Annotated in this window: 23 protein-coding genes; 13 read left to right on the top strand and 10 right to left on the bottom strand. The window is 36.0% G+C overall.

All coding sequences use genetic code 11. The features are described from left to right. The first annotated feature begins 96 nt into the window (after positions 1–96). The 12 genes from SFA27_RS09805 to SFA27_RS09750 all read left to right on the top strand — a co-directional run bounded on the left by SFA27_RS09805 (position 97) and on the right by SFA27_RS09750 (position 8,568). Complete coding sequence (locus SFA27_RS09805; protein ID WP_407297932.1) at positions 97–993, top strand: arginase family protein; 897 nt, start codon at positions 97–99, stop codon at positions 991–993. A gap of 10 nt (positions 994–1,003) precedes the next feature. Further along, positions 1,004–1,606, top strand: coding sequence for an HPP family protein (locus SFA27_RS09800; protein WP_264517761.1), 603 nt, complete (start codon positions 1,004–1,006; stop codon positions 1,604–1,606). A 4-nt stretch (positions 1,607–1,610) separates the two neighbouring features. Next, positions 1,611–1,955, top strand: coding sequence for a hypothetical protein (locus tag SFA27_RS09795; protein ID WP_047374313.1), 345 nt, complete (start codon positions 1,611–1,613; stop codon positions 1,953–1,955). 24 nt (positions 1,956–1,979) lie between these two features. Continuing rightward, positions 1,980–2,888 carry a TIGR01777 family oxidoreductase gene (locus SFA27_RS09790; protein WP_407297931.1) on the top strand — a complete coding sequence of 303 codons (909 nt, stop codon included), beginning with the start codon at positions 1,980–1,982 and terminating at the stop codon, positions 2,886–2,888. Positions 2,889–2,892: 4 nt separating this feature from the next. Further along, positions 2,893–3,483 carry a Crp/Fnr family transcriptional regulator gene (locus SFA27_RS09785; RefSeq protein ID WP_407297930.1) on the top strand — a complete coding sequence of 197 codons (591 nt, stop codon included), beginning with the start codon at positions 2,893–2,895 and terminating at the stop codon, positions 3,481–3,483. Positions 3,484–3,536: 53 nt separating this feature from the next. After that, a complete protein-coding gene (locus SFA27_RS09780) occupies positions 3,537–3,896 on the top strand; it encodes an NUDIX hydrolase (protein ID WP_047374310.1) in 360 nt (119 codons plus the stop codon). Next, positions 3,883–4,464 (top strand): GDP-mannose pyrophosphatase NudK, encoded by a 582-nt coding sequence (gene nudK, locus SFA27_RS09775; protein ID WP_407297929.1) that lies wholly within the window; start codon positions 3,883–3,885, stop codon positions 4,462–4,464. The genes SFA27_RS09780 and nudK overlap by 14 nt, the downstream gene beginning before the upstream one ends. Before the next feature lie 121 nt (positions 4,465–4,585). After that, positions 4,586–5,251, top strand: a complete 666-nt coding sequence (locus SFA27_RS09770) for a DUF2306 domain-containing protein (protein WP_407297928.1) — start codon at positions 4,586–4,588, stop codon at positions 5,249–5,251. A gap of 284 nt (positions 5,252–5,535) precedes the next feature. Continuing rightward, the gene (locus tag SFA27_RS09765; RefSeq protein ID WP_407297927.1) at positions 5,536–5,916 is read left to right on the top strand and encodes a VOC family protein; all 381 of its coding nucleotides are present in this window, start codon (positions 5,536–5,538) and stop codon (positions 5,914–5,916) included. A gap of 210 nt (positions 5,917–6,126) precedes the next feature. Further along, positions 6,127–6,891 (top strand): hypothetical protein, encoded by a 765-nt coding sequence (locus SFA27_RS09760; protein WP_264517755.1) that lies wholly within the window; start codon positions 6,127–6,129, stop codon positions 6,889–6,891. Between the two features lie 184 nt (positions 6,892–7,075). After that, entirely contained in the window at positions 7,076–7,972 is an 897-nt protein-coding gene (locus tag SFA27_RS09755) for a retropepsin-like aspartic protease (protein ID WP_407297926.1), read from the top strand. A 149-nt stretch (positions 7,973–8,121) separates the two neighbouring features. Beyond that, positions 8,122–8,568: a KTSC domain-containing protein gene (locus SFA27_RS09750; protein WP_047374300.1), complete on the top strand. Its 447-nt coding sequence runs from the start codon at positions 8,122–8,124 to the stop codon at positions 8,566–8,568. Between the two features lie 462 nt (positions 8,569–9,030). On the opposite strand, the gene SFA27_RS09745 is transcribed toward SFA27_RS09750, so the two are convergent. The 5 genes from SFA27_RS09745 to SFA27_RS09725 all read right to left on the bottom strand — a co-directional run bounded on the left by SFA27_RS09745 (position 9,031) and on the right by SFA27_RS09725 (position 16,411). Beyond that, positions 9,031–12,219 (bottom strand): efflux RND transporter permease subunit, encoded by a 3,189-nt coding sequence (locus SFA27_RS09745; protein ID WP_407297925.1) that lies wholly within the window; start codon positions 12,217–12,219, stop codon positions 9,031–9,033. Between the two features lie 7 nt (positions 12,220–12,226). Continuing rightward, complete coding sequence (locus SFA27_RS09740) at positions 12,227–13,288, bottom strand: efflux RND transporter periplasmic adaptor subunit (RefSeq protein WP_047374295.1); 1,062 nt, start codon at positions 13,286–13,288, stop codon at positions 12,227–12,229. A 9-nt stretch (positions 13,289–13,297) separates the two neighbouring features. Beyond that, positions 13,298–14,650 (bottom strand): TolC family protein, encoded by a 1,353-nt coding sequence (locus tag SFA27_RS09735; RefSeq protein ID WP_047374293.1) that lies wholly within the window; start codon positions 14,648–14,650, stop codon positions 13,298–13,300. A gap of 89 nt (positions 14,651–14,739) precedes the next feature. Beyond that, complete coding sequence (locus SFA27_RS09730) at positions 14,740–15,333, bottom strand: TetR/AcrR family transcriptional regulator (protein ID WP_047374291.1); 594 nt, start codon at positions 15,331–15,333, stop codon at positions 14,740–14,742. 253 nt (positions 15,334–15,586) lie between these two features. After that, positions 15,587–16,411, bottom strand: coding sequence for a S1 RNA-binding domain-containing protein (locus SFA27_RS09725; protein WP_047374289.1), 825 nt, complete (start codon positions 16,409–16,411; stop codon positions 15,587–15,589). Between the two features lie 135 nt (positions 16,412–16,546). Here SFA27_RS09725 and SFA27_RS09720 point away from each other — a divergent pair, with 135 nt between their 5' ends. Then, positions 16,547–16,993 carry a hypothetical protein gene (locus SFA27_RS09720; protein WP_407297924.1) on the top strand — a complete coding sequence of 149 codons (447 nt, stop codon included), beginning with the start codon at positions 16,547–16,549 and terminating at the stop codon, positions 16,991–16,993. 28 nt (positions 16,994–17,021) lie between these two features. Here SFA27_RS09720 and SFA27_RS09715 read toward each other — a convergent pair whose 3' ends face one another. From SFA27_RS09715 to SFA27_RS09695, 5 genes are all read right to left on the bottom strand, one after another. Further along, positions 17,022–17,813 (bottom strand): SDR family NAD(P)-dependent oxidoreductase, encoded by a 792-nt coding sequence (locus SFA27_RS09715; protein ID WP_407297922.1) that lies wholly within the window; start codon positions 17,811–17,813, stop codon positions 17,022–17,024. Between the two features lie 45 nt (positions 17,814–17,858). Continuing rightward, positions 17,859–18,440, bottom strand: coding sequence for a TetR/AcrR family transcriptional regulator (locus SFA27_RS09710; RefSeq protein ID WP_407297921.1), 582 nt, complete (start codon positions 18,438–18,440; stop codon positions 17,859–17,861). Between the two features lie 57 nt (positions 18,441–18,497). Further along, complete coding sequence (locus tag SFA27_RS09705; RefSeq protein WP_407297920.1) at positions 18,498–19,418, bottom strand: AraC family transcriptional regulator; 921 nt, start codon at positions 19,416–19,418, stop codon at positions 18,498–18,500. Positions 19,419–19,435: 17 nt separating this feature from the next. Continuing rightward, a complete protein-coding gene (locus SFA27_RS09700; protein WP_407297919.1) occupies positions 19,436–20,269 on the bottom strand; it encodes an SDR family NAD(P)-dependent oxidoreductase in 834 nt (277 codons plus the stop codon). A gap of 126 nt (positions 20,270–20,395) precedes the next feature. Further along, complete coding sequence (locus tag SFA27_RS09695) at positions 20,396–21,250, bottom strand: DUF4476 domain-containing protein (RefSeq protein WP_407297918.1); 855 nt, start codon at positions 21,248–21,250, stop codon at positions 20,396–20,398. Positions 21,251–21,371: the final 121 nt, after the last annotated feature.

Raw genomic sequence — 21,371 nt, 5'->3', positions numbered from 1 at the left:
TTTCTATCCTTTCCAAAATTTCAAATGAATGATCAGCCTGTCACAAAGCTATCCATTTACAAACGGATAATTCCGTATCTTTGTCAAAATTCATCTATGAAAAGGAATATCAATATTTTTGAGTTTCCTCTCAATTTGGGACTTACAAAAAAGGAACATGAGACAGAACCCGGAGTTCGGAAACTTCCGGACTGGCTCAGGAAATTTGATTTTCATCATAGAATTGCTTCTAAAAATGTTTTCAGACTTAATGCTCCGGAATATTCCATGGATTTTGATGAAGAATCAAACGTCAGAAATGCAGAGCCAATTATCGAATATGCCAAAAAGCAATCTGATTGCATTCTCAAAAATTACGAAAAGAATACATTCAATATTGTCCTGGGCGGTGACTGCAGCATCCTGATTGGAAATGCGGTCGCTTTGAAAAAACTGGGAAACTTCGGACTCTTTTATCTTGACGGGCACACAGATTTTATCCCGCCAGAGCTTTCAGAAACTGGAGGTGCAGCCGGAATGGATCTCGCCATCATTACCGGAATCGGACATGAGAAACTAACCAATATTGATGGTTTAAAACCTTATTTATCTGAAGAAAATATTTTCTGCTGTGGCAATGCAGAAACAGATGATGAAGAATATGTTAGTCAAATCATCAACTCAAAAATACATTATTATGATCTTTACCATCTCAGAGAGAATGGCTTTAGAAAAACTGCTGAAGAGTTTCTGAAAATGGTGAATGATAAAAATTTGGACGGCTTTTTTATCCATTTTGATGTGGATATTCTGAAAGATAAAATAATGCCGGCCGTAGACAGCAGAATGGAAGACGGAATAAGCTATGATGATCTCAGAGAAATACTGGAACCTTTATTTGAAAGTCCTCTGTGTTTTGGGATAGAGATTACTATTTTAGATCCTGATTATGATAAAGACGGAGTACATACCCGGCCATTTGTAGAAAATTTAATTCAAATTATAAAAAAATAAAGAAGACTAAATGAAGAAGACCATAAAAAGAACATTCAGAGTTTCCAAATATGTGATTTATAAAGAAACGCTTGTTGATTACAAAGAGCATTTCTGGTCATTTTTGGGTGCATTTTTCGGAATTGGAATCATTGCATTTATCCAGTCACATTCATTAATGGAAACTGAGAATATATTCCTGATTGGCTCTTTTGGGGCTTCAAGTGTTCTTATTTATGGAGCAATACAGAGTCCGCTGGCACAACCCAGAAATCTTATAGGCGGACATGTCCTGTCTGCATTGGTAGGGGTTACGGTTTATCAGTTTGTTCCGGATATTATCTGGCTTTCGGCACCTTTAGCGGTAGCCTTTTCTATTGTATTGATGCAGTACACCAAAACCCTGCATCCACCGGGTGGTGCTACAGCCCTGATTGCGGTAAGTTCTACCGGCAAAATTCCGGAATTGGGATATTGGTATGTGATCTCCCCCGTTCTTTCGGGATGTATCATTCTGCTGCTTGTAGCTTTATTTTTTAATAATATTACTCCTAACAGAAGCTATCCTACCCACAGCAGATTCATGAAACTGTTAAGAAAAAGACATGCACACCCCCACAAAATAAAAAAATAAGAAGATGAATTGTCTGGAATGTGGCGAAAAAATAATCGGGAGGTCTGATAAAAAGTTTTGCAACGATGCCTGCCGTAACGCCTATAACAATAAGCAAAATAAGGATTCTAACAACCTGATGCGGAATGTAAACAACAAACTCCGTAAAAATTACCGCATCCTGATGGAAATCAATACTGACGGTAAAACAAAAGTAGCCAGATCCAGGCTGGATGGCTTAGGTTTTGATTTTGATTATTTCACCAACCTGAAAGTCTATAAAAACGGTTCTGAATACAAGTTTATTTATGATTATGGCTATAAACTTCTGGAAGATGATTTTGTACTGATTGTAAAGAACCAGGCATAACCCACACACCTTAAATAAAGTATTATGAAAGAAGTTGTTCTGATCACCGGAGCCAGTGGTATGATCGCCAAAGAACTGGCCAAAAAGATAGACAAGGAATATGAAATCAGATTTCTGACCCGGAAAAAAAAATATGATAATGAATATGAATGGGATATCAGAAAAGGAAATATAGATGAAGCTGCTTTGGAAAATGTCTCTCACATCATTCATCTTGCCGGTGCCAATATTTCAGAAAAACGCTGGACCCCGGAAAGAAAAAGAGAATTGATTTCGAGCCGTGTTGATTCAGCGGAATTACTTCAAACTGCTTTAAGAAAAAATAAAATAAAGCTTAAATCTTTTATTTCAGCTTCAGGAATTAATTTTTATGGTACTGAAACTTCGGAAAAACTCTATACTGAAAGTGATCCTCCCGGTAATGATTTTCTAAGTGAAGTTGTGGTTTTATGGGAAAGAGCTGCTGACGATTTCAAAGAAAAGAATCTGGCAGAAAGAGTGGTTAAAATACGCACTGCTGTTGTGCTTTCTGAAAAAGACGGAGCTTTAAAGAAAATGATTCCACCTATTCAATATTATATAGGATCCCCGCTAGGAAGCGGTAAGCAATATATGCCATGGATTCATCTTGAAGATATTTGTTCTATTTATGAGTTTGCTTTAAAAAATTCAACAATGGAAGGAGCCTACAATGCTGTTTCTCCGCAACATACTACGAATAAAGATCTTACAAAAAAGATTGCAAAAGTACTTGGAAAACCTTTATTCATGCCCAATGTTCCGGGATTTGTCCTGAAACTCATCTTCGGAGAACTGGCTACGGCAATATTGGAAGGTTCAAGAGCCTCTTCACAGAAAATTCAGGATGCCGGGTTTCATTTTAAGTTTCCGGACCTGGATGAGGCTTTAAAGAATCTATTACAAAAGCATTAGCAGAATGGAGGAAGAACATTTAATTCTAAAAAATATTTCCAGGCATATTTCACTTACCAATAAGGAGCAGTCTTATTTTCTGTCTCTATTAAAAGAAAAAAAAGTTGCTAAGAAAGAATTGATTTTACAACAGCAACAAGCCTGTAAAGAGATCAATTTTGTTCAGGCTGGAATTTTGAGAGCTTTTCATATGGATACCACAGGAAAAGAATCTACGATCATGTTCGCGGTTTCTGACTGGTGGATCACTGATATGTACTGCTTTATCAATCAAAAACCTGCCATGCTGAATATTGAAGCATTGGAAGAAAGCTGTATTTTGCAGCTTCAGAAAGATCATCTGGACGACCTTTATCATAAAGTTCCGAAATTTGAACGCTTTTTCCGGATTATGATGCAGAATGCTTATATCAGGGAACAGCTCCGAACAATTGAAAACCTTTCTTTACCTGCAGAAGAACGCTATTATAACTTTCTTCAGAAATATCCTGAAGCGGTAAAACGTATCAGGCAAAAACAAATTGCTTCTTATTTAGGGATTACTCCTGAATTTTTAAGCCTTATAAAATCTAAACAAAAAAACAGTTTCTCTTAAGCTATATTATTTTTTTTATTCTGAAAGTTCTGTTACTTTACCCAAAAAAAATTATGTTTATACTTATTGCAGGTCCTTACCGCAGCGGGACGAACGATGATCCACAGCTTATCCAGCAGAATCTTCACAATCTTGAAGCCGTTGCTCTTCCTATTTTCAGAAAGGGCCACATTCCAATTATCGGGGAATGGGTTGCGCTGCCATTGATCCATCTTGCGGGCTCTACGCAAATAGGTGATGAAGCATGGCAGGAAATACAGTATCCGGTAGCTCATGCTCTTCTTGAAAAATGTGATGCAGTGCTGCGTATAGAAGGAGCTTCAAAAGGAGCTGATGAGGATGTAAGAATAGCCAAAGAAAGAGGTCTGACCATTTATTATACCATAGAAGATATTCCTTATGCAAAATCCTGATATCAAAATCCTTCAGACAGAAATCCTTTCAAACAACTGGTATACACTGAACAAAGTCACCTATTCTGTTTTGAAAAAGGATGGAACCACAGAAACTCAGAGCAGAGAGGCTTACGACCGCGGAAACGGAGCTGTTATTCTCCTTTACAACACACTTTCAAACACGGTTATTCTGACCAGACAATTCCGGCTCCCAACTTATATCAATGGGAATTCTACAGGAATGCTCATTGAAGCCTGTGCCGGACTTTTGGATAATGATAATCCTGAAGATTGTATAAAAAGGGAAACAGAAGAGGAAACCGGATATAAAATTTCCAGAGTTGAAAAAGTATTTGAAGCTTATATGTCCCCCGGATCTGTTACAGAAATCCTTCATTTTTTTATTGCAGAATATTCAAATGAAATGAAGATCACGGACGGCGGCGGATTGGAAGAGGAAGGTGAAAATATAGAAGTTCTTGAATTATCTTTTGAGGAAAGCCTGGCCATGATTGATACCGGGGAAATCAAAGACGCCAAAACGATTATGCTTTTGCAGCACTTGCGGATGAAAGGGATCATGTAGAATCAGGATATAAAAGCTGATTGATCCATAATAAATGATGACTAAAATGTATATTTAAAAGATCAGAGAAGTTTTGGAAAATTAAGTTTCAATCCACTAGAGTTTATCTGTTAATCAATAAATGATGAAGTTGTCAGGAACAAAAATCATTAAAGTAATCGCTTTATTTTCCGTTTTAATTTTCAGTATTCTCATGCTGAAAACGATTTCTCAGTATACTTCTTTTGATAAAAACATTGGGTTTCTGGCCTTTAAACAGCAGGTAGTCGGCAATCCGTATTGGATGGCCTTTTTCTATATTCATATTTTTTCTATAACGCTCTGTCTTCTGACTGGTCTTACGCAGTTTTCAACTCGGTTTTTAGCTGAAAACAGAGACCTCCATAAGATCATTGGGAAAATATATGTTTACAATATTCTGATCATCAATGTTCCGGCATGTTTTGTACTGGGACTTTTTTCAAATGGAGGCCTTATCGGGATTACAGGATTTCTGATACAGGATGTTCTCTGGGCCTATTTCACCATTGTGGCTGTACTTTCTATTAAAAAAGGCAATATCAGCAGACATAAAACTTATATGATTCTAAGCTATGCAGTAACCACAACAGCAATTACATTCAGAATCGTTAAGAATCTGTTTTACAACGAAGCATATCATGATTACCAGCTTTTTTATGGCTTAAATGTCTGGGCAGCCCTTTTGATCAACCTCGGCATTGCTTATGCAATTCTTAGAAAAAACACAGAGCTATCTGGAAAAATCAACGGTGGAAAAGAAGATTAAAAGACTGAGAAATGATACCAGAAAAAAAGATCCGATAAATATTAAGGTGTTAAAAAGAACTTCATACTTATTATTTCGGGTCCATTTATTGAAAAAACGCATTATAAGATAAGCAATTCCTCCAAAAACGGCGATAATAAAAAGAAGAAAAAAATAATAGATCATGATTTCGTGTTAATTCGTGTAAATCTATTATTTTAAATCTAAAAAAACAATCAATAACAGTAACAACAGGCTTACAAATACCCTTAATTTTATTCAGAATTAATGCTTAAAAGTAAATTATGGAAATAAAGAACCTTGACCATCTTGTCTTAACTGTGGCAGATATTGATAAAACTATTGAATTCTACACCCATGTGATGGGATTTGAAGCAGTCATTTTTGGAGATAACAGAAAAGCATTGATCTTCGGAAATCAAAAGATCAATCTGCATCAGAAAGGACATGAATTTGAGCCTAAAGCAGAATATCCTACCAGTGGTTCTACAGACCTTTGTTTTATAGCACAGACAGACATTCATGATGTAATGGAAGAGCTCAGACAGAAAAAGGTAGAAATCATTGAAGGGATTGTAGACAGAACCGGAGCTGTAGGAAAAATCAAATCGGTTTACTTCCGCGATCCTGATCAGAATCTTATTGAAGTAAGCAACTATTACTAGGTAAAAAATACACTACGTTTTGGTTTTCTTTACCCGTTTTTTAGTGTTTTATTCTCCTAGTTTTGCAAAAAATAAAATGCAGGTACAAAATCTTTATAAAATATTGGAAATCTATTGAGAAAATCTATTTAATTCTTTAGATTTTGAATTTAAAGCCTTAATTTTGCACCGAAATTCAGAAAAATTCGGATTCTTTCAGAACTTATGTGCATGAAAAAAATGATGATTGGGCTTGCACTGGCCTTATCCATTACTATATGGGGGCAAAAAGCTCCAGCAAAAACAAACAATCTGACACCTTATAGTTATCAGACTTTCAATTGTGACAATAAAGGGTATTTTGATTCGGCTAAATATAAAAAAGAAGAAATAGACGGAGTCAATAAGCTTTTGTATCAGTTCAATGGGGTTGTATTTGATACCCGCCCTGTTTTTAAACTTTCCCAGCTTGAAGAAATCCGTCAAAACAGAGAAGCTTACTTACAGGATCTTGAAAAACAATATGAGGAAAAGAAAAAGGAATTGTACAGTATTAAAGTCATTGATCTTCCCAGATGGAAAAAATTAATGGAAAATACCATTGATTCTTTTGAAAATGAATACCAGCTGAATAAAGAAGAAATCCTGGCTTATTCTGATCCTTCCACCCTTAAAAACAGTAAATATTACAATACCTGCAGAGAACAGATTGACGCTATATCCTCTCCGGACAGAGAAAAGATGTTTGCTGCATGGAAAAATTACACTGAACTTAAGAGTAAAAACAATGCTGATCCGAAAAGTGTAATGGCAAGATTTGATGCCAAAATGAATGATCCGCAAAAAGAAGATTATGCACTGATAGACCTGATTGGTCTTGGCTTTCACAACTGTGCCAACAGCAGCTTCAGGCAGAAACGTGAAGATGAGGTAACTTCTTACAAAGATTTTGATAAGATCTTTACAAAGCTGAAGAGAACCTGTGATGAGCCGTAGGATCATTAAAAGATTGAAAGATTTAATTATTAAAAAATATAATGACAGTACTCAGATTGGGTACTGTTTTTTTGTGAAATTATTATAGGAAACGGTTAAGGAACAGTTAAAGGAGGGTTAATGGCTAGTTATTTCTTTGTAAAAGTGCTCATTACCTCTATTTTCGTACTTCTAAAACTAACCTATGAAACTCATCGTTATTCTTCTGATATTGCTATTTTCTATAGCGGTGTCAGCCCAAAAGGTACCCACTACCCTTCCTTTTTCCCTGGAAAACAATTCTGTTTATGTGTACTGTAAAGTCAATAAAACTGACAGTATAAAGTTCCTGTTTGATACAGGTGCCGATGGTTCTGTCATCAATATCAATGCAAAGAAAAAAGTACCGCTGAAAATTGATGGACAGTCTGAAAATAAAGGATCAAACGGAGTAAATACGGTTGATTACAGCAGCCACAATACAGTACAGTTTGGAAACATTCAGAAAAATGATATACAGTTTACTCTTATTCCCTATGATTCCGCAAATTTTGACGGGGTTTTCGGAACGGATCTGATGAAGGGGAAAATCATTGAAATTGATTATCATCAAAATAAAATCCGTTTTTATGAAGAAAATGATCTGTCCATGGATTTAGCAGGATATGAGAAAGTAAAGCTCCATATGATTGACAATTATCCTGCTGTAGAAAGTAGTATAATAGTGAATGATAAAGAATATTCAGGCTTTTTCGGGCTTGACAGCGGAGCGGATGATGCGCTTACCATAGCTTCTCCTTTTGCCAAAAGTAATGGGCTGGTAAAAGTTATGAAAACCATAGGCAAAGCCACGGCAAGAGGCTCTGATGGCTCAGTATATGAAATGCCTGTTGTTCTTTGTCCGGCTGTAAAATTCACCCAAAAATATCTTTATAACCTCCCGATTACACTTTCTGCCTCCACAGAAGGAATTGATGCTACCGAAAAAATGGCAGGATTTTTTGGCAATCAATTTTTGAAAAGATTCAATACTGTGATTGATTTTAAGAACGGGTTTATTTATTTTAAACTGAATAAAAATCTTTATTTGGAGTTTAATTAGCTGTAAGGGTTAACTATACAAATTTCATCTGTCTGTGATCATGATATTTTTTCACCCAAAAATCCCACGAAATAAATTAATAATGAATAAGTTATGGTGTTTTAAATTTAATTGCTTAATTTTGCACCCCGAAAATAAGGGTTAGAGATATGAAAAAAATTGGTGAGCACAGAACACTTCTTGGAGTAGATAAAAATGTTACTTTAAAAGAATTAAAGACGATTTACAGAAATGTAATGAAAGATACACATCCTGATAAATTCATTAATGATGAATCCGGAAAAATAGAAGCTGAAGAAAAAAGCAAGTCTGTAATTGAAGCATATCATTTTTTGGTAAGTATCAATTCTGAAACACAGGAAAAATACAAAGAAGAATATACCGAAACCATTACGAAATCTAACATTCAGGATTTTTATCTTGAAAAATCGATCTTAACGGTTCAGCATCTGAACGGAAATATGTATGAGTACATGGGAGTTCCTAAAAATACTTATATCAAAATGATCAATGCTGATTCACCAAGCCGTTTCGCAAGAAGACACATCTATGGAAACTTTATCTACAGAAAGTCCGGAGAGGCCATGGCAGATTAATTTTTCTACATTACAATATATAAAAGCTTTCAGTGTATGCTGGAAGTTTTTTTGTTGCCAAAAACCGGATATTATGTTTTGGCTAAAGCCAATATTAGGCCTTATATAATTAAGCGGGCTAAAGCCCGCTCCTATTGATGTCTTATAGTACAACTAGTGTCATTCTGAACACAGACTGAAGGTCTGCGAACAAAGTTCTGCAATGCAGTGAAGAATCTCATGGGTTTAATTATAAATGAGATTCTTCCTTCGTCAGAAATCGAGATTCGACGTAGTCAATGACAAAATCAATAATTTAACTGTAAAAACAACCTTTTTCTTAGTAATAATATTTAACAGAAAGATTTTTATAAACGTTATGATTAACCATCAATGGCTTTAGCCAAAACCTATCAAAACATAATCAACAAAAAAGCCGCATCAAAAAATGATACGGCTTTTAGGTTAATTAAAGGTTTAATTTTATTTATCTAAATGCTTCGGAGTAAATCCGTCTTCATTTAGTTCTCTGTGTACATAATCTGCCTTCATTTCAGCTTCGTAGTCTACTTTTGTATCTTTACCCATTCTGCGTAAAACAGAGTCAAATAAAGAGTAAACTACCGGTACAATAATCAAGGTAAGGAATAGAGACGATGTCAAACCACCGATTACTACCCATGCAAGACCTTTGTTCATCTCAGCTCCTGCACCTGTTGCCAATGCAATTGGTAACATACCGAAGATCATCGCAATCGTTGTCATCAGGATCGGACGAAGACGTGCGTGGTTGGCCTGTACCAAAGCATCGTGAGTATTAGCTCCTGCAGCTTTTCTCGCATTGGTAAAGTCAACGATAAGGATTGCATTCTTCGCTACAAGACCAATCAACATGATCATCCCTAACATGGTGAAGATATTCAGTGAGTTGGCAGTTAAGGCAAGAATCACCATTACTCCAATCATCGCTAACGGGATTGAGAACAATACCACGAAAGGATATACAAAACTGTCATATAGTGAAACCATTACCAGATATACCAATACGATAGCTGCTAATAAAGCAATTCCTAAAGTACCAAAACCTTCCTGCTGGTTTTCCATATCTCCACTCCAGATATAATCTACTCCAATAGGTTTTTTGTTGCTGTTCATGAACTGGTTTGCCCACTCATTCGCTACGTCCCCTACCGGTCTACCTACTGCTTTTGCTCTTACTTTTACCGAAGGAGATTTATCTCTACGTTCAAGTAAGCTTGGTCCGGAGCCCATTTTTACTTCAGCAAACTGGCTTAAACGAACCTGCTGCCCCTGAGGGTTTGTAAACATAAGGTTTTTAACATCATCAATGGATTGTCTGTTGACATCTCCAAAACGGATATTGATATCGTATTCATATTCTCCGGCTCTGAATTTCCCATCTGTATTTCCGTTGAATGCAGTCTGCATTGTCTGTCCTACACTTGAAAGATTTAAACCTAGAGAAGACATTTTATCTCTGTCAATACTTACCTGAACTTCCGGGCTACCTGTATCTGTAGATAATTCAGCATCCACAGCTCCCGGAACTTTTTTCAATAGTTCTAGGATTCTTGTTGCTTCTTTTACTGCTGTTTCGTTATCAGGTCCTGTTACTACCATTTCAATAGGAGCGTTTTCAGCACCCATGATACCAATTGGAGCTGTTTTAAACTCAACTCCTGTGAATTTCTCTTCCAGCTGTCTTTTTATTTTCGCAGCTTTGATGTTGGTGCTTTCAGAACGCTCAGACTTGTCTGTTAAGTTTACCTGAACCTCAGACTGATATGTTGTTGCCTGAGCACCCCCAAAACCTGTAGACTGCTGTCCAACAGTTGTAATAAGGTCTACAACATCTTTATCGCTTCTTAAGAACTTCTCAACATCTAATGTTAATTGGTTTGTTTTTTCAACGGTTGCATCTTTTGACAATTCCATTTGTACAAGGAACTGGCCACGGTCGATTGGCGGGAAGAACTCTCCTCCAATGAAACCGAATGCTACCAGCATGAATGAACTGATTAAGACAATGAATGTAATCACTACTGTTGAGATTCTTCTTAATGTCGTTTTCAGACACCATTCAAGGATTCCGGTGATCCAGTGTGTAAACTTGTCAATTAATCCTTCAAACCAAAGAATGAATTTCTCAAACCAGTTTTTACCTGTTAAATGTTCCAGTTTACCGAATCTTGATGATAACCAAGGAATGATGGTAAATGAAGCCAACAATGATAATAAGGTTGCAATAACTACCGTGACGCAGAACTGAGCAAGGATGTTGGCTACAAGACCTGAACTCATCGCAATTGGTAAGAATACCACCACAATTACCAATGTAATCGCAGCAACGGTAAATCCGATCTCTGAAGCTCCGTCATAAGCTGCTCTGATTTTGCTTTTACCCATCTCCATGTGACGGTAAATGTTTTCCAGCACTACGATCGCGTCATCCACCAGGATACCTACCACAAGGGACAGCCCCAGCAAACTCATTAGGTTCAAAGTATAGCCCATTAGGTTCATTCCGATGAACGCTGCCACCAATGAAGCCGGGATAGAAACCATTACGATAAACGCGTTTCTGATACTGTGAAGGAATAACAACATCACAATTGCCACGAGGATAATCGCTAAGAATAAGTCGAAAATAACGTGGTTGGCTGATTCAAGGGTAAATTCTGTAGTATCGTTTACGATTTTTACTTTTACACCCTGAACTTTATAGGCTTCTTCTACTGTTTTAATTGTTTTCTGAACACTTTCAGATACTGCTACCGCATTCGCATCAGATTGTTTTTTAACCTGCATCAAAATGGTCGGGAACTGGTTGAATCTCGCTACTTTTTCAACATCCTTCTGAGAGTCGAAAACTGTTGCAATATCAGACAAACGTACCTGTGCTCCATTTTTATTGGAAACAACAAGGTTGTTCATTTCCTCAGTAGACTTATATTTTCCTGAAAGTCTGATCGTAGATTTTGTAGTTCTCGTTTTCAAACTTCCTGTTGGGAAGTCAAGGTTTGATGATAGGATTGCCTGTTGTACGTCTCCAATTGAAAGTCCGTACCCCTGTAATTTTTTCTCATCCAGATTCACCTGAATTTCTCTTTCCTGTCCACCCACAAGGTCAACCTGAGCTACACCATTTACACGGGAGAAAATAGGTTCAATCTTTTTATCCAATAAGTCATAAAGATCCTTACTGTTTAGCTTATCAGATGAAATACTCATCGTGATAATTGGTAGATCATCCAAAGAGAATTTGTTCAGAGAGGGTGCTTTCACGTCGTCCGGAAGGTCTGCAAGGATAGCATTTACCTTTCTCTGAGCATCATTCAAGGCGTAGTCTACATCGGCACCATCATTCAGCTGAACCATGATTACGGATAAACTCTCATATGAAGAAGATTCTACTTTTTTTACGTTTTCCAGAGAACCTACGGCATCTTCAATCTTTCGGGTCACGGATGTTTCCACCTCTGCAGGGGAAGCTCCCGGATATACCGTAGATATTGTTACCATGTTGGTTTCAAACTTCGGAATCAATTCGTATCCCATGAGTGTATAACTCAGGATACCTCCCAACGTCAGAATTGTAAATAATACAATTACCAGCGAGGGTCTTTTAATCGATATTTCTGCTAACTTCATAGATCTACTACTTTATAATGTTCACTTTAGATCCATTGTCCAGGTTGATCTGTCCGCTGGTTACTACCTGCTCTCCTCCATTCAATCCGCTTAATACCTGAACTTTATCTCCGTAAACTTTTCCGATGGTTACTTTGATCAATTTAGCAACACCATTCTGAACAACGAATAATTGTCCTGAGCTTACCCCATTTACAAAGGCTTCCGCAGGAACTGTCAGCATATTCTGAGTTTCTGCACCATTATTTGTACTGAATTTAGCGGTTGCATACATACCTGCTTTCAGGTTTCCTCTGTTCTGAACTTCAATTTCAACAGGGAAATTTAAAGAAGCATCACTTTTAGGAGCAATGAAAGTAATTCTACCTACGAAAGAATCTTCAGGTAAAACATTTACTTTAATCGGAACTTCCTGACCTAACTGAATTTTTCCGATCTGGCTTTCATCTACTAAAACAGACAATTTTAAGCTGTTGATATTAACGATCTCAAACATGGAAGTTCCTACCGAAACAACTGTTCCAGGTTCTACCAACTTTTTATTGACTGTTCCGCTGATACCTGCACGGATGCTGGTGTCATTCACTCTTACTCCCTGAGCTTTCACAGCTGCCTGCGCATTTTTCAGTTGAAGTCTTGAATTATCAACCTGTTGTTTTGTAACACCTCCTGTTTTAAAAGCATTTTCGTAACGCTGATTATCAATAATAGCATTCTGTAAATTATTCTGAGCCTGTGTAACATCCACTTCGATAGCATCTCTCTTGATAGTTGCCAAAACCTGGCCTGCACTAACTCTTGAACCTTCTTTTACCAGAACGCTTACAATACGTCCGGCAATTTCAGAAGACTGGTTCATTTCCTGCTTAGGAATGAATGTCCCGTTGGCTGAGTAGTCTGTATCAATATTTTCTCTTGTAACAGTTACAATATTAACGTTGATTTTATCTACCTGCTTAGCAACTTCTTTTACTTCCTGCGTCTGTTTTTCTTTGTTCCCGGCAATCTTGTAAGCGGCTAAACCTACCAGTACTGCTGCTACGATGATATATATTAAAGTTTTTTTCATTTTAGTTTATTATAAGTTTTGTAGTGTGTTTAGTTCACCCTTAGCTTTTATCAGCTTGATCTCTGCCTGTTTGTAATCCAGCAATGCATTAGAATAGTTCTGTTTTGCCTGTGTCAGAGCATTCTCAGAATCCAGCACTTCTGTAAGGGTTGCTAACCCATACTGATAATTTGCCTGTGTATTTTTCTGAACTCTTTCTGCCAATCCTACATTATCTTTCATGCTTTCAATATTAATCAATGCATTTTCCATATTGGTGACCGCATTTTTATAATCTAAACTTAAGCTCAACTGAGTGTTTTCAATATCAACATCAATATCCTGAATATCAATTTCAGCCTGATTGATTTTTGCTTTTGTAGCTCCTCCGGTGAAAATAGGAATATTTACATTCAAACCAATTGCTGAATAATCGCTCCAGAGAACTCCCTTACTAAGACCATTTGTCAGCGGGAATTTTGCTCCGTTTGCTCCCCATCCGTAATTCGCAGTAAGATTTACTGATGGATAAAGATAAGCTTCGGTCGCTTTTTTATTGAAAACCAAAAGTTCCCTGTTTTTGTTTAAAACTTTGATCTCTGTACGATCATTAAGATTTACGTTGCTCGCAATCAGCTCAGGCTTTGGTTCGATCTCTTTTTCTTCAAGCTCAATATCCGTAGAAATCGGGATTCCCATATAGAACTTCAAAGCATTTTTTGAAAGCTCAACAGAGTTGATTAAAGTCTGTTTATTGGAACCAATATTAGTAAGCTGAACATTTGTTCTGTCTAAATCGATTGCCTTTGCCAATCCATTATCAACTAAGCTTTTAATAACATTTCTTACTTTTTCAGTATTGGCATAGCTGGCAGTTACCGTTTTAAGATTTTCCTCCTGTACGAACACCTGATAATAAGCTGTTGCTACATTTTCAATAATCTGTTCATTGGTTAACTGGGCATTCAGTACATAAAACTCTCTTGTTGATTTTGCAGCTTTAAGTCCTGTAAATACTCTCTGATCAAAAATCGCCTGCTGAAGTTGTACAGAAGCTGTAGACCCCCAAGGCTGCCCAAACTGAGCCCTGATTTTCTCTCCTCCAAATTCCAGCAAAGATTCCTGAATAATCGGGTTATAGGTTAAGCCCGCCGTCGCAGTGACCTGTGGAAGAGCACCGGCTCTGGCCTCATCAATCTTGTATTCGGCTTTTTTGACCTGTAAAGCAGCTTTTTTAGCTTCTGCTTTATTTTGAAGTGCCTGTTTTATTGCTTCCTGCAGGGAAACCTGCTGCTGGGCAGACATCAATGTAGAGCCGAAAATCATAAATGCTGAAGCTATCCCAATTTTTAGCTTTGTAGCAGTTATACGTTTTCTATTCATAATTTTATACTTCGTTTATTTTTTATTTAATTTTCAGTCATTATTTATTTCTAAATGACGAATCATTTTCATAAATACTTTAGTTTTTTTTAATTTTTGAACAACATATTGATAATAATCTCTTTTCGCTCAGAAATGATCTTATCATATTCTTCATCATTAATTAATAAATTTTCCATAAATAATGGTCTTATGGCGCTTGGGAACACTAATAGAGCAACCATATTAAGAATAAACTGCACAGGTGCCATTTTTTCTATATTTCCCAATTCCATTTCTTTTTCGATGTCACTATACATTTCATTCAGGATATCTTCCTCAATTTCTCTGTGATGGCAGGTTCCTTTATTGATCTGCGATACAATATACGTTTCCAGATACGGATACTGAAGACTTGTAGAAAGACTGCTTTCTATGAACTTGCTGATCTTTTCTTTAAAAGGCAGAGCAGAGTTCTGAATAATCTTTGACTTTTCCTGTTCTACTCTCTGAGCTTCATCAAAAATGATCTGGATAAGCTTATCTCTTGAACGGAAATAGTAATTAATAAGCGTTCTGTTCACTCCTGCTTCATCTGCAATCTCCTGCGTAGTAGCATCAAATTTTCCTTTCACAAAGAATAAATTCTTCGCTGTCTCCTTGATCAATTCCTGTGTTTGGTCTTTTTTTGCTTGATTTGACATTTTTGTTAAACAAATTTGTGCAAATTTATACTAAAATTTATTTTTGACAAAATTGTTAAACAAAAAAATTAAACAAAAATGTTATGACATCCATCATGTTTTTTGAATTTAAAATTTGGGATAAAAAAATAATTCTCTTCAATAAAAGATCATTGAAGAGAATTATTTTACGCAAAAGAACAACGATTGATCGCTTCTCGTAATTAACGGAAGGAAACAAAAAACGAGCAGAAATTTCTGCTCGTTTTTTATTTTATAATAATTTGATTTTGTCGTCCAGAATATCAATAATCTTATCTTTATAAAGTCCTCCGATCGCCTTTTTAAAGTTTTTCTTACTCATCTGAAGTTCATCCTTGATCTCTTCAGGAGAAGACTTATCTGACACATACAGAAGTCCATAGTTTTCTTCCAGCCTGTTAAGAATTTTCTGTTTGAACTCATCAATATTTTCAAAACCTTCCGGCTGTAAAGAAATATCTATTTTCCCATCTTCACGGATGGTTTTAATATATCCTTTTTCTTCTGATAGCGGATACAGCTTTTTGAAAACATCGGAAGCGTATATCAAACCAATGTATTGTTTGTTGATCACCACATTCCAGCCCAGTTCACTTTCGTTCATCATAAGCAGATCTACTTTGTCTCCTTTTTGAAACGGAAGATTTTCATACTGCGGGTTTCTCTTGAACTTTGTAGTACCCGTAATCAGCTCCATATCTTCATCTACATAAATATAAACCAGATATCTTTTGCCTTCGATAATTTTGGTTTTCTGCTGTTTGTAAGGGATAAATAAATCCTTAATGATTCCCCAATCCATAAAAGCTCCACTTGGAAGACTCTGTACACAGCTCATCACCGCAAACTCCCCTACTTCAGCCAATGGGATCTCAGTAGTTGCCTTTAATTTATCGTCATCCTGATACACGAAAACTTCAACTTCATCACCTGTTTCTTTTTCATCCTGAATAAAGATTTTAGGCAGAAAAGCTTTTTCTCCGGATTCATCTACGAGAATCCATCCTGAATTAATTTGTTCTGAAATTGTTAAAGTCTGAGTTTTTCCGAGTTGCATTGATGATAAAATTAGCTGACAAAGGTACGGAAATTTGAAGATGCCAACCTAGTCAATACCATTATAATTCTTTTAAAGGCTTATCTTTATCTTTTGTAAAGCCCCTAAAACCTTTATATTTGAACAAAAACAATCATGAGAAAGTATTTCATCCTACTTCTTATTTTTTTAACGGCTATTTCAAAAGCTCAGCTGTTGGAAAAAACAGCACTGAATATTTCATATCGCTACACCGGAAGAAATGTTCTGCAGGCAGGATTGGAATACAGATTTGGTGAAAGCTATGAAGGTTCTATTATTATTGGACCATCTCTGCTTTATACTCATGTAAATGATACAGATAAATTGATTCCCGAAATCAACATCAATATTCTCCGTGCCGGACTATTACTGGGAATTTCCGGCAATCCATACTCACTGGAACCAAGAATCGGTATCTCGTTGTTCAATGCGGTGTTTCTGAATAGTGGCTATGCCTTTCCGATTCACAGAGAAAAATATTTTAAAGGGGTAACTTTTGGAATCCAGTTTAATATTACTCCGAAACATTCTAAGTTTTATGATAAGCTGAAAATCATGTAGTTCACTTGAATTACAGATCGTTTTTTAACTAGATTATTTTCAAAACGCCACTATCTGCTCTCAAACTTGCTCCATTAACGGCAATAGAAAGAGGACTGGAAAGATATACGACCAGGCTGGCAATCTCTTCCGGATTTATAAACCTCTGCAAAAGGATATGGGGATTGGAGTTCTTGATAATAATATCTTTCATTTGATCAACTGTCAGATTTTGTCCTTCAGCAATCTGTTCTACTGTAGTGGCAACTCCATCCGAATAAGTGGGACCTCCTAAAATAGTATTAACAGTAACAGCTGTCCCTTTCGTAAGCTTGGATAATCCATTGCTCAAAGCAGACATTGCTGCTTTTGTCATTCCATAATGAATCATATTTTCAGGTACATTTACCCCGGATTCACTGCTGATAAAAATAATTCTACCCGCATTTTTTTTAATCATTCCGGGAAGAAGTTTTCTTGATAAACGCATTCCACTCATCACATTGATCTCAAAATAATGATACCAGTCTTCATCTAATATTTCATAAAAATCATTAACTCCAAAAATGCCTACGTTGTTGATAAGAATATCAATATCTGAAAGTTCTTCAGAAAGCCTGATAATATCCTCTCTTTTAGCAAAATCAGCAGCAATTCCTAATATCTCAGCATCTGGAAATTCCTGCTGGAGTTTTTTTACTGCCCATTCTGTCTTTTCTTTACTTCTTCCGTTGATAATTACTGATGTTCCTTCCTGTAATAATTGTTTTGCTATTGAAAATCCTATTCCTTGTGTAGATCCGCTAATAAATGCTTTTTTTTCTTTTAGTAGTAAATTCATTGTTTTATTTTTGTAATGATCGTTAAATAAATAATTAAAAAAAATTTATTGCAGCAGCTGCAATTGTATTTCAATCTGAGTTTTCAAAGTTTTTTTATCCGGATACATTCTGCGAAGAGAATTAATTCCACACCAAAACGCGATCAGATATTTTCCTAAAACCTCCGCTGGAAGTATTGACTTTAGAGTTCCCTTATTTTGTTGTTCCTGAATAACCGAAGTGTAGAGTTTTTCTGTTTCCTTTAGTATCTCCACAGCCTCTTCTTTCAAACTTTCATCTACGAATGTCATTTCAACAAGCGTATTGGCTACGATACAGCCTTTCATATGCTCATTATAATCAGCATCAGCGATATTTAAAAAGAAGCTTTTAAGGAGTCCAATCGGATCTTCGTTTTTATTCAATTCTTGCTTGAAGTTTTCAAAATCTTCTCTTCGCTGCCCCAGGCTTTTTTTAAACAGTTCTTTTTTTCCTCCTTTGAAAGAGTTGTATAAGCTTCCGGCACCAGCTCCTGTTGCGATGCTCAGATCACTAAGTGAAGTTGCTGTAAAGCCTTTTTCCCAGAAAGTTTTCTGAGCTTTTAAAATGAGTTCTTTATCCTGATGGATACTAGGTCTTCCTTTCATTTATTTTTGTAATGATTGATACAAAAATAATAAAAAAAGATTATCCAACCTATTTTTTTAATTGAAGGATTTTCTGAACTCCAATGGGGTTTGTTTTGTACTTCTTTTGAACAGCTTACTGAATGACTGAGGATATTCAAATCCCAATTGATAGGCAATTTCAGTGATGGTTAAACTGGAAATGGTTAATAGTTCTTTAGCTTTCTCTATTAAATGCTCATGAATATATTGCTGGGTATTCTGTCCAATTGTTTTACGCAGCAGATCTGTCATATAATCAGGAGAAAGATGAAGTTCATCAGCAAGGAACTGAACCGTCGGCAGCCCTTGATTAAGAGCATGCTCATTGTTGAAGTAATCTTTTAAAATCTGTTCAAGCCTGGCAAGAATATCATTATTTACTGATTTTCTGGTAATAAATTGTCTGTTGTAAAAACGATTGGAATAATTGAGTAAAAGATCAATATGAGACACTATAACATCCTGACTGTAATGGTCTATATTATTCTTCAGTTCATGTTGTAACTGCTTCAACAAAGATGAAATAGCAATATTCTCTTTTTCCGAAAGATGCAATGCTTCCGCAATGGAATAAGAGAAAAAGCCATATTGATCTATATTTTTTCCCAAAGGATATGAACGGATCAATTCAGCCTTAAATACCAGCATATAGCCTTTAACAGGGTTATCTTTTATGGATGTTACTGAAAATATCTGTCCGGGTTTTGTAAAAGTCATCATTCCTTCCGCAAAATCATAGTCTTTAAGACCGTATTTAAAATTCCCGTTGCTTCCTTTTTTAAGGACAATACAATAAAAATCATTGGTAAAATGCTTCCATATATCACTATGCTGATAGCTTAATAATTTAAAATCAATTACGCTTACCAGAGGATGATCAGGCTTGGGAAGAGCAAACAAACGATGCAGTTCCGAAATGGATTTTATGATATACGGTTCTGAATAGGCCTTTTTCATTGATTCAAATGTACATATTATTTAAAATCTGTAGAAAAGGAAAGGTTTTTCCACTGCTCAAGTTCTTTTATTTCATTTTTTCTTTGTTCAATAATGGATTCATAACTGTCTTTTCCTAAGATCAGATGCAGAGGAGGAACATTTAAATTACTGATATTATAAAGCACCTGAGCCAATTTTACAGGATCACCAGGCTGATGACCATGAAAGCTTTGAAGCGTAGTGATATGCTCTTCCAAATGATAATCCTCAATTTTATTTTCAGCAGCTACCAAAGTAGTTTCACTCATAAAATCTGTGCGAAACATACCAGGAGCGACTACTGTTACATTGATTCCAAAAGGTTTGACTTCCTGTGCAAGAGCCTCAGAAAGACCTATGACTGCAAATTTTGAGGCATTATAACTTCCTGTATTAGCATAGCCAATATACCCCATATTTGAAGAAATATTGATAATGTGTCCTGATCTCTGGTTTCGCAGAAACGGCATCGCATGTCTTATAACATTTGCCATCCCAAACAGATTTACATCAACCGTTTTACGGAATTCTTCATCACTGATCTCTTCTATACTGCCCACTAAATAATACCCCGCATTATTAAGAACCACATCAATGGCTCCAAAGTATTCAATTCCTTTTTCTATAGCTTCTTTTACATCATTATCGTTAGTGATATCTACTTTCAGGGCAATAAAATCTGCGTTATTTTCACCAACAAATTGTGGCAGATGCTGTATATTGCGTGAAACAGCTATTACTTTATCTCCTCTATTTAAAACTTCTTTTACTACTTCCAGGCCCATTCCTCTTGATGCTCCGGTTATCAACCATACTTTTTGCTTAATCATACTATCTTTTATTAATGATGCAAAATTCGGGTTTAAAAAAACTCAGGAAGTGTTCAGGTCAGGGTTTATTGTATTCAAATACAGGATATAGATTTCGTTTGGGAGAAAACAAAAAATACTATTTTTTTATAAGTTAGAAATATAATCCATCAGTTCCCGTTTGCTGCTTTCAAAATCAAAAGCATCATACACCATAAAATATCGGTTTTTATCTGCACAATTACGGTACATAGATTTAGCGAGTGCCAATTTTTTATTATCAAAACTGATTGCTTTTACCAGATCTCTTATTTGTGCGGAAGTGAACATAGAAGTTCGCATCTGCTGATTGATCATAGCAATTTTCCCATCGTCAAATCTCTCATTACTCATCATCATATCAAAAAACTGACGGAAAGAATTATTATCCATTACATTTCCCTGATGAGACCAGTCTCCGGACTGATTTCCGTAAGGATTATTCCATACGTCATTCCAGTCATTAAAGCCATATTGACCCTGAACGGGATAAGAATCCAAAAGGTATAAACCTTCATTGGTGAAAAAATCCAACACCATTCTGCTATTATTACGAAGCATCAAAGTTGTTTTGTACATCAGAAAACCGTTCTCGTAGATGGAAATAGGTATTCTCCCCGACGACAAATCAAAAAACCTGTATTTTCCGGAACTGTTTGCCATCATCTGATCTCCAACTTCAACAGTAAAAAAGCCTTGCTCAGGTATTCTCAGAAAAACTTCCGCATAACCATAATTTCTGTTCCATTGATAATTTGGACGGGTATTTCTGTTTCCTTGAGAAGTGTTATTGTTTCCGGATCTGGACTGATCGAACGTTTTATTTATTTCATTGAAGCTTTTCGGAGCCTTCATTTCTGTGGTGGAAGCTTCATTTTTTAATAACTCACCTGCTTTTCCTGCTTCCTGAGCAAATGAGCTCATCCCTGCTAAAAGCATCCAACTGATAAAAATCTTTTTCATACACGAAATTTAAAAAGTCAATCTCCATTTTCATGCCAAAAACCACATAAAAAAGGCCGTTTCAAAAAAGAAACAGCCTTTAATTTTAAATATTTAAATGATTAAATCTTTTAATCAATTA

The sequence above is a fragment of the Chryseobacterium sp. HR92 genome (assembly GCF_045689405.1).
GTDB lineage: Bacteria > Bacteroidota > Bacteroidia > Flavobacteriales > Weeksellaceae > Chryseobacterium > Chryseobacterium viscerum_A.
Note: the sequence above shows the minus strand (reverse complement) of the source record. Positions and strands in the feature narration are given on the sequence as shown.

Excerpts from the sequence above, each read along its gene's own strand:
- SFA27_RS09805 (WP_407297932.1), top strand. The coding sequence starts at position 97 with ATGAAAAGGAATATCAATATTTTTGAGTTTCCTCTCAATTTGGGACTT.
- SFA27_RS09800 (WP_264517761.1), top strand. The coding sequence starts at position 1,004 with ATGAAGAAGACCATAAAAAGAACATTCAGAGTTTCCAAATATGTGATT.
- SFA27_RS09795 (WP_047374313.1), top strand. The coding sequence starts at position 1,611 with ATGAATTGTCTGGAATGTGGCGAAAAAATAATCGGGAGGTCTGATAAA.
- SFA27_RS09790 (WP_407297931.1), top strand. The coding sequence starts at position 1,980 with ATGAAAGAAGTTGTTCTGATCACCGGAGCCAGTGGTATGATCGCCAAA.
- SFA27_RS09785 (WP_407297930.1), top strand. The coding sequence starts at position 2,893 with ATGGAGGAAGAACATTTAATTCTAAAAAATATTTCCAGGCATATTTCA.
- SFA27_RS09780 (WP_047374310.1), top strand. The coding sequence starts at position 3,537 with ATGTTTATACTTATTGCAGGTCCTTACCGCAGCGGGACGAACGATGAT.
- nudK (WP_407297929.1), top strand. The coding sequence starts at position 3,883 with ATGCAAAATCCTGATATCAAAATCCTTCAGACAGAAATCCTTTCAAAC.
- SFA27_RS09770 (WP_407297928.1), top strand. The coding sequence starts at position 4,586 with ATGATGAAGTTGTCAGGAACAAAAATCATTAAAGTAATCGCTTTATTT.
- SFA27_RS09765 (WP_407297927.1), top strand. The coding sequence starts at position 5,536 with ATGGAAATAAAGAACCTTGACCATCTTGTCTTAACTGTGGCAGATATT.
- SFA27_RS09760 (WP_264517755.1), top strand. The coding sequence starts at position 6,127 with ATGAAAAAAATGATGATTGGGCTTGCACTGGCCTTATCCATTACTATA.
- SFA27_RS09755 (WP_407297926.1), top strand. The coding sequence starts at position 7,076 with ATGAAACTCATCGTTATTCTTCTGATATTGCTATTTTCTATAGCGGTG.
- SFA27_RS09750 (WP_047374300.1), top strand. The coding sequence starts at position 8,122 with ATGAAAAAAATTGGTGAGCACAGAACACTTCTTGGAGTAGATAAAAAT.
- SFA27_RS09745 (WP_407297925.1), bottom strand. The coding sequence starts at position 12,219 with ATGAAGTTAGCAGAAATATCGATTAAAAGACCCTCGCTGGTAATTGTA.
- SFA27_RS09740 (WP_047374295.1), bottom strand. The coding sequence starts at position 13,288 with ATGAAAAAAACTTTAATATATATCATCGTAGCAGCAGTACTGGTAGGT.
- SFA27_RS09735 (WP_047374293.1), bottom strand. The coding sequence starts at position 14,650 with ATGAATAGAAAACGTATAACTGCTACAAAGCTAAAAATTGGGATAGCT.
- SFA27_RS09730 (WP_047374291.1), bottom strand. The coding sequence starts at position 15,333 with ATGTCAAATCAAGCAAAAAAAGACCAAACACAGGAATTGATCAAGGAG.
- SFA27_RS09725 (WP_047374289.1), bottom strand. The coding sequence starts at position 16,411 with ATGCAACTCGGAAAAACTCAGACTTTAACAATTTCAGAACAAATTAAT.
- SFA27_RS09720 (WP_407297924.1), top strand. The coding sequence starts at position 16,547 with ATGAGAAAGTATTTCATCCTACTTCTTATTTTTTTAACGGCTATTTCA.
- SFA27_RS09715 (WP_407297922.1), bottom strand. The coding sequence starts at position 17,813 with ATGAATTTACTACTAAAAGAAAAAAAAGCATTTATTAGCGGATCTACA.
- SFA27_RS09710 (WP_407297921.1), bottom strand. The coding sequence starts at position 18,440 with ATGAAAGGAAGACCTAGTATCCATCAGGATAAAGAACTCATTTTAAAA.
- SFA27_RS09705 (WP_407297920.1), bottom strand. The coding sequence starts at position 19,418 with ATGAAAAAGGCCTATTCAGAACCGTATATCATAAAATCCATTTCGGAA.
- SFA27_RS09700 (WP_407297919.1), bottom strand. The coding sequence starts at position 20,269 with ATGATTAAGCAAAAAGTATGGTTGATAACCGGAGCATCAAGAGGAATG.
- SFA27_RS09695 (WP_407297918.1), bottom strand. The coding sequence starts at position 21,250 with ATGAAAAAGATTTTTATCAGTTGGATGCTTTTAGCAGGGATGAGCTCA.